The organism is Prevotella sp. OH937_COT-195 (assembly GCF_003932845.1).
Lineage (GTDB): Bacteria > Bacteroidota > Bacteroidia > Bacteroidales > Bacteroidaceae > Prevotella.
Map to the genome: position 1 here is coordinate 1 of NZ_RQZH01000042.1, position 5,654 is coordinate 5,654.

The window sequence follows — 5,654 nt, forward strand, 5'->3', positions numbered from 1 at the left end:
CTATTACCCTTTCGGTGGTTTGATGGGCAAGGGCTTGAACGGTGATTTTCAATCCTACAAATACAACGGCAAGGAACTCGAACGCCAAATCGGTCTCGGCGTTTACGACTACGGGGCAAGACGCTACGATGCCGCCACCTGCCGCTTCACCACGATGGATCCGCTGGCGGAGAAATATTACTCCACAAGTCCTTATGCGTATTGTACTAATAATCCGATGCGGTTTGTTGATCCGGATGGAAGAGACGTAAAGCCTGCGAGAATTGCTGAATTAGTAATGATACAAAATACATTACCCCAAGATGCTCGTAATTACGTGAGATTAGATAAAAATGGATTGATTGACCGAAAACTATTAAACTCATACGATGGAAAAAGTTTGAATTTTAACAATCTGAAAACAATGGTTAATTCAGATAGAATGGTCGAAGTCGTGTTAGACGACAAATTTACATTTATGGGGCAAGATGGGAATTTAGGTACTGCAACGATGTCATATAATGAATTTGACCCTAAATATGATTCAGAGTCTGATAAAGATTTAACAGGAGAAACAGTGGGTGGACTTTCCACAGGAGAAAGCGGTTTCATGGGGAAAACCCTATTTCCTGATAAAGACGGCATACAAAACTCGCCAAACAACAGCATTATTGTTGTTGTCAATAAAAATTTATCGCCCGCAGGAGCAGCTGAAACTTATAGTCATGAAGCGAATGGACACGCTTTATTGTATATTAAGAATAGTGGAAACCATAAAGGAGCAAGTCATCAACCTGTTAATGGACGATGGGTTGAAGGGAACAAAACTTTAATGGAAATGATTATAAATTCTAAAAAAGAAACTATAAAAAATATGCAAGAGAGATGAAAATAAAAATTAGTATACTTTTTCTAACTTTTCTGTTTTATACTATAAAATTAAATGCCCAATGCCAGATACATGTTGATACTATCTTGGTTAATTATTTCAATGGAATTACTGAAAAAAAAGAAATAATAGATAATTACCATATAATAAACAACTCAGATGAGGATTATTTAACTTGGGTGTCATTAGTACCAATAAATAACAGAACTAATATTGAATTGATGCACGATTACTTTAAAAAAAGAAAAGGAGACTTCAATTTAATTGAAATGATGTATGAAAATTTATTGGATAATCAACCAATAAATATAGGATATTCATTTATAAAAAACATTACAGCAGGTACAACATTTTCATATTTTATCATCAAAAATGAAACGGAATCAAATTTTTATCGAGAAAGAATTGTTCTTATAAAGAAAAAAGAAGTAGAGCGGTACCTAAAAATGATAATTGATAAAAAGTATTTTTATCAATTGTCGGACATTTTTTTAATTGAAAAATAATTTATTTGAAACATAGTAATGCTCCGGAACGTGAGTTGTCGAAATAATCAGATGATTATTAAGAATAATTTGAAAAATTAGAGCATAAAGGCAGATATATAGAATATATCAGCCACGTATTGCTCTTGGGAAAAGGGATCTATTGAGAATACAAACAAGCTGATTAGGCAATATACCCCCCCCAAAAAAAATCATTTGATAACTGTAATGGTAAAAGAATTATGACTATACAGAAGAATTTGAACGAAAGATCAAGAAAGAAACTAAACTTTTCTACGTCGAAGAAGAATTTCCGCAAACAAATATTATAATTTTGCACTTGCTGATTGACTCTTTACTCTACACATTTTTGTCAAATAAAATATAACATAAAGATTTGAACATTTAAATTTGCAAAATAGGATATAATGTATTAAATTTGCCGCATAAGATGATTATAAGCGAGAACATATTTGTGAAATACGCTTACGGCGCGTCGTGTGGGAATGGTAAATTGGAGGAACGCAACGACTATTACCCTTTCGGTGGTCTGATGGGCAAGGGCTTGAACGGCGATTTCCAATCCTACAAATACAACGGCAAGGAACTCGAACGCCAAATCGGTCTCGACATATACGACTATGGGGCAAGACGCTACGATGCCGCCACCTGCCGCGATGGCTCCGCCGGCGGAGAAATATTACTCCACAAGTCCTTATGCTTATTGTGTGAATAATCCGGTAAAACACATAGACCCTACGGGAATGGAAATCGAAGAAGGTAGTCTAAAGGAATGGGCGAAATTAAAGCAACGGATTGAAAAACAAAGAGATAAACTTGAATCTGATATTAACAAATTAAACGCCAAAGCGGAAGCCAAAGGTTGGAGTTCTGAAAAATTGGCGGGTAAAATAGGGAATAAGGCAGAAAGATTAGCCAGTTTAAATTCGAGTATTGGAACGATGGGAACTCTGGAAGGTAGTACCCAAGTTTATAGTTTATCTCATACAGGGTATGGTGAAAATGGTGGCGTAACATTAAACACAAGCACAAATGTCATTGATATAAAATTTGGCAGTACGGCTAATTTCGTTCACGAAATGACACATGCATGGCAATTTGAAACGGGTGATGTCGCATTTTCAAATACAGGAATGAGTTTATTACAAGATGTATATGATGAAACGGCTGCATACAAAGCGCAATTTGGGTACAGTCCTTCTTCTGTTTCTGGTTTAACTTCTACTTCTGTTGCAAATTCATTCGGTGCAATTACGCCTGCGTGGGTACAAGGGTTAAAAGATGCGACAGGTAGTACGCCTTATGCTGTGGATGGTTCGGCAAATACAGGGTTGATTCATTTAAATATCAATTCAACGAGAGATGCTTTTATTCAAGCATATCCGTGGAATGCGGTGAAATTTAGAGGACTACCTGCAAATTACAATATAAGAACACTTCAAGGAATATATTATAAAAGATGAGAAAAATTATAGCATATTCAACCATTTTAATACTATTTCTATCTTGTAAAATCCAACAATTTAATGTTGCTTATTTGTGCGGTACATTTGATGGAGTAGAGGGCGGAAAAAATCAATTATCTACTTACGTGTTGTTGGAATTGAATATGGATAATACTTGTTCGTTGAAAAAAACTTTTGATTTGTCAAAGATTGAATGTCGAGGCGAATGGGCTATGCTTAATGATGGTGTAATAGAGATAAGATGTAATAATAATCCTGTTTTGAGCGATATTGAAAAAGCATTGCAGGGAGGAAGTTATATTGAAGGAACTCTTAAAATAAAAGTTTTGGGTAAAAACAAATTAAAATTGGGTAATACCGTTTTGAAACGGAAGAAATAGGCAGTTAATGCCCCGCACTTTATTATTGTCCTTTGCCCTCAAATGCTTTGTATGTCGCCGCCTTTGGCGGAATAGGGGGGAACTTTATGAGCAACTTATTATAGAACTATCAAATGATTCTAATTTTAAGACACGTCATAGGAGTCCCATAGATTCGCAAGGAAAGTCTTTTTGGAACAACATTCACAAAAGAACAAAGGGAGCAATTATAGATTCTCCCATACACCTTCCGAACTTAAATAGTTCAAACTCTTTAATTCCCAGTCAAAAGACGTAATTATATACAATGAAAAAGTTATTTCTAAAACTTTATTGGCTAATTGTGGCAATAATTCTTGTTTGGTGTATAATAAGTAAATGTTTATCTGTACCTTATTCTTTAGGATCACAAAGTAAATATACAGATGATTGGTTGTTTTTTATGGATACTCTTTTGCCTGATGTAGTAAGTTTAATAGCTTATGTTGTACTCCTTTGTGAATGTATAAAGAAAATTGGTAAAAGAATTGTTATAGATAAAAGAAAGTTACTTTGAAAAATGAACTTATAACAAGAGCTGTAGAAACATTTTCCCCTTTAGATGCTAAGGATTTTAAGATTATATATGGATGTTCAAAAAGATAGATTTATGAGAAATTTCACCTTATTTATTTTATGTTTTTTTCATTGGCTGTGAGAGACCGTCTCTAAAAAGAGCAGAGAATATACTTAATTTTTCTCTCAATAATAGTGTGTGCTTTCTACAGGAATATGAGTATTGGAATGACTTTAATGGTAATGGTTTCAGGATAGAAGTTTATAATATTTAGATATGAACTATATAAGGAATATGTCTGAGAAATCGCATCTAAAATTCTTTAATTGCAATAAAAAGAATGACGCAATTAGAGACAGAATCTGGTGCTGTTGCAAGTCATAAAACAGATTTAGTTGCAAGCATTGATTTACCTATAGGTGTTTCTACATTTCACAGCAATCCAAGTGGAGAACCGTTGTAGATTACAGTATAAGAGGTACAACGACTACATATTGACTTAAATAATTAAATATAACAAAACAATATATGATGTATATTATTTTAATGATTTGAATGTCGGATATTTTTGTCAAATAAAATGTAACATAAAGATTTGAACAAGTAAATTTGCAAAATAGGATATAATGTGTTAAATTTGCCGAATAAGATGATTATGAGCAATAAAATATTTGTGAAATACACTTACAGAGAGTTGTGTGGGAATGGTACTTTGACAATAGTTAAATGTGCTGACTTTTTAAGAATGGGGGGACAAAAATAATGAGAAAGTGTTATACAATAATAGTTTTGCTTTTTATTTTCTCTTTTATAGTATCTTGTTCAACAGTGCGATACAATATCAAAAGAAATAAAGATTTAACTGTAAGGCAAGTAAATTATTTTTATAAAAAAAATGGGAACGCTTTTTATTTGTGTTCTAATTATGCCACCTTTTCAGTTGTTTGGACTTACGATGAAGATAAAGTTGAAATTTACAGATTACAGGAAGGGAGAATAAGGCAAAAACAAATATTTAAGTCAAAAGATATGATACATTATGCGGTAGTTTCTCTTGAAGATTTAGAGGCTGAACTTTATCGTAAATGTGCTTTGGAATTAGACGGGGATAGTTTTGGATTTAAAGTTGAGATTGACCGTAAAACATATATTGCAGATTATGCCGTTAATATAAATTGCATGAAGCAAGGAAAATATAAATCTAACTTTTTAACTAAAATTACAAATGACATAAAAATACACAAAATGTGGGAAGTAGAATATCAATAAGATGTTTTTTATTAAAATAAAAGATTGAGTAATTTTGCACTTACCGGTTGACTCTACAGATCTCTGTCAAATAAAATGTAACATAAAGATTTGAACAGTTAAATTTGCGAAACAGGATATAATGTGCTAAATTTGCCGAATAAGATGATTATGAGCAAAAATAGATTTGTGAAATACACTTATGGCGAGTCGTGTGGGAATGGCAATTTTGAGGAACGCAACGACTATTATCCTTTCGGTGGTCTGATGGGCAAGGGCTTGAACGGCGATTTCCAATCCTACAAATACAACGGCAAGGAACTCGAACGCCAAATCGGTCTCGACATCTATGACTATGGGGCAAGACGCTACGATGCCGCCACCTGTCGCTTCACTACGATGGATTCGCTGGCGGAGAAATATTACTCCACAAGTCCTTATGCGTATTGTGTGAATAATCCAGTGAGGTATATTGACCCTGATGGGAGGGAGGTAATTGCCGCTGATATTCTTACAAGGCGAAATATTATCAATACATTAAGTAAGGTGGAAGCTAAATATGTGAGATTTGACGATAATGGCAGGTTAGATGTTACTTTGTTAAATCAATATAGCGGTAGTTCGGAAAACTTCACGGCATTACATGCATTA

Annotated in this window: 9 protein-coding genes; all 9 read left to right on the plus strand. The window is 33.8% G+C overall.

Features of this window, described 5'->3' with window-relative positions; genetic code table 11:
• Nucleotides 1-868, plus strand: an 868-nt coding sequence (locus EII32_RS10800; RefSeq protein ID WP_148096824.1) for an RHS repeat-associated core domain-containing protein, incomplete at its 5' end; no start/stop codon positions are given.
• Entirely contained in the window at nucleotides 865-1,374 is a 510-nt protein-coding gene (locus EII32_RS10805; protein WP_125235408.1) for a hypothetical protein, read from the plus strand. The genes EII32_RS10800 and EII32_RS10805, both read left to right, overlap by 4 nt.
• Nucleotides 1,375-1,804: 430 nt before the next feature.
• On the plus strand, nucleotides 1,805-2,089 hold the full coding sequence (locus tag EII32_RS10810) for a hypothetical protein (RefSeq protein WP_125235409.1): 285 nt from the start codon (nucleotides 1,805-1,807) through the stop codon (nucleotides 2,087-2,089).
• A gap of 28 nt (nucleotides 2,090-2,117) precedes the next feature.
• Entirely contained in the window at nucleotides 2,118-2,837 is a 720-nt protein-coding gene (locus EII32_RS10815; protein ID WP_125235410.1) for a hypothetical protein, read from the plus strand.
• Nucleotides 2,834-3,220, plus strand: coding sequence for a hypothetical protein (locus tag EII32_RS10820; RefSeq protein ID WP_125235411.1), 387 nt, complete (start codon nucleotides 2,834-2,836; stop codon nucleotides 3,218-3,220). The genes EII32_RS10815 and EII32_RS10820 overlap by 4 nt, the downstream gene beginning before the upstream one ends.
• A gap of 286 nt (nucleotides 3,221-3,506) precedes the next feature.
• Nucleotides 3,507-3,755: a hypothetical protein gene (locus tag EII32_RS12195; protein WP_158611180.1), complete on the plus strand. Its 249-nt coding sequence runs from the start codon at nucleotides 3,507-3,509 to the stop codon at nucleotides 3,753-3,755.
• A 340-nt stretch (nucleotides 3,756-4,095) separates the two neighbouring features.
• Nucleotides 4,096-4,218: a hypothetical protein gene (locus EII32_RS12735; protein ID WP_255416463.1), complete on the plus strand. Its 123-nt coding sequence runs from the start codon at nucleotides 4,096-4,098 to the stop codon at nucleotides 4,216-4,218.
• A gap of 299 nt (nucleotides 4,219-4,517) precedes the next feature.
• Nucleotides 4,518-5,024, plus strand: coding sequence for a hypothetical protein (locus EII32_RS10830; protein WP_125235412.1), 507 nt, complete (start codon nucleotides 4,518-4,520; stop codon nucleotides 5,022-5,024).
• A gap of 150 nt (nucleotides 5,025-5,174) precedes the next feature.
• Nucleotides 5,175-5,654, plus strand: a 480-nt coding sequence (locus tag EII32_RS10835; RefSeq protein ID WP_233582386.1) for an RHS repeat-associated core domain-containing protein, incomplete at its 3' end; no start/stop codon positions are given.

Bases quoted from the DNA above. Each gene is read 5' to 3' on its own strand.
- EII32_RS10830 (WP_125235412.1), top strand. From the start codon at position 4,518: ATGAGAAAGTGTTATACAATAATAGTTTTGCTTTTTATTTTCTCTTTT.
- EII32_RS10815 (WP_125235410.1), top strand. From the start codon at position 2,118: ATGGAAATCGAAGAAGGTAGTCTAAAGGAATGGGCGAAATTAAAGCAA.
- EII32_RS12735 (WP_255416463.1), top strand. From the start codon at position 4,096: ATGACGCAATTAGAGACAGAATCTGGTGCTGTTGCAAGTCATAAAACA.
- EII32_RS10810 (WP_125235409.1), top strand. From the start codon at position 1,805: ATGATTATAAGCGAGAACATATTTGTGAAATACGCTTACGGCGCGTCG.
- EII32_RS10805 (WP_125235408.1), top strand. From the start codon at position 865: ATGAAAATAAAAATTAGTATACTTTTTCTAACTTTTCTGTTTTATACT.
- EII32_RS10820 (WP_125235411.1), top strand. From the start codon at position 2,834: ATGAGAAAAATTATAGCATATTCAACCATTTTAATACTATTTCTATCT.
- EII32_RS12195 (WP_158611180.1), top strand. From the start codon at position 3,507: ATGAAAAAGTTATTTCTAAAACTTTATTGGCTAATTGTGGCAATAATT.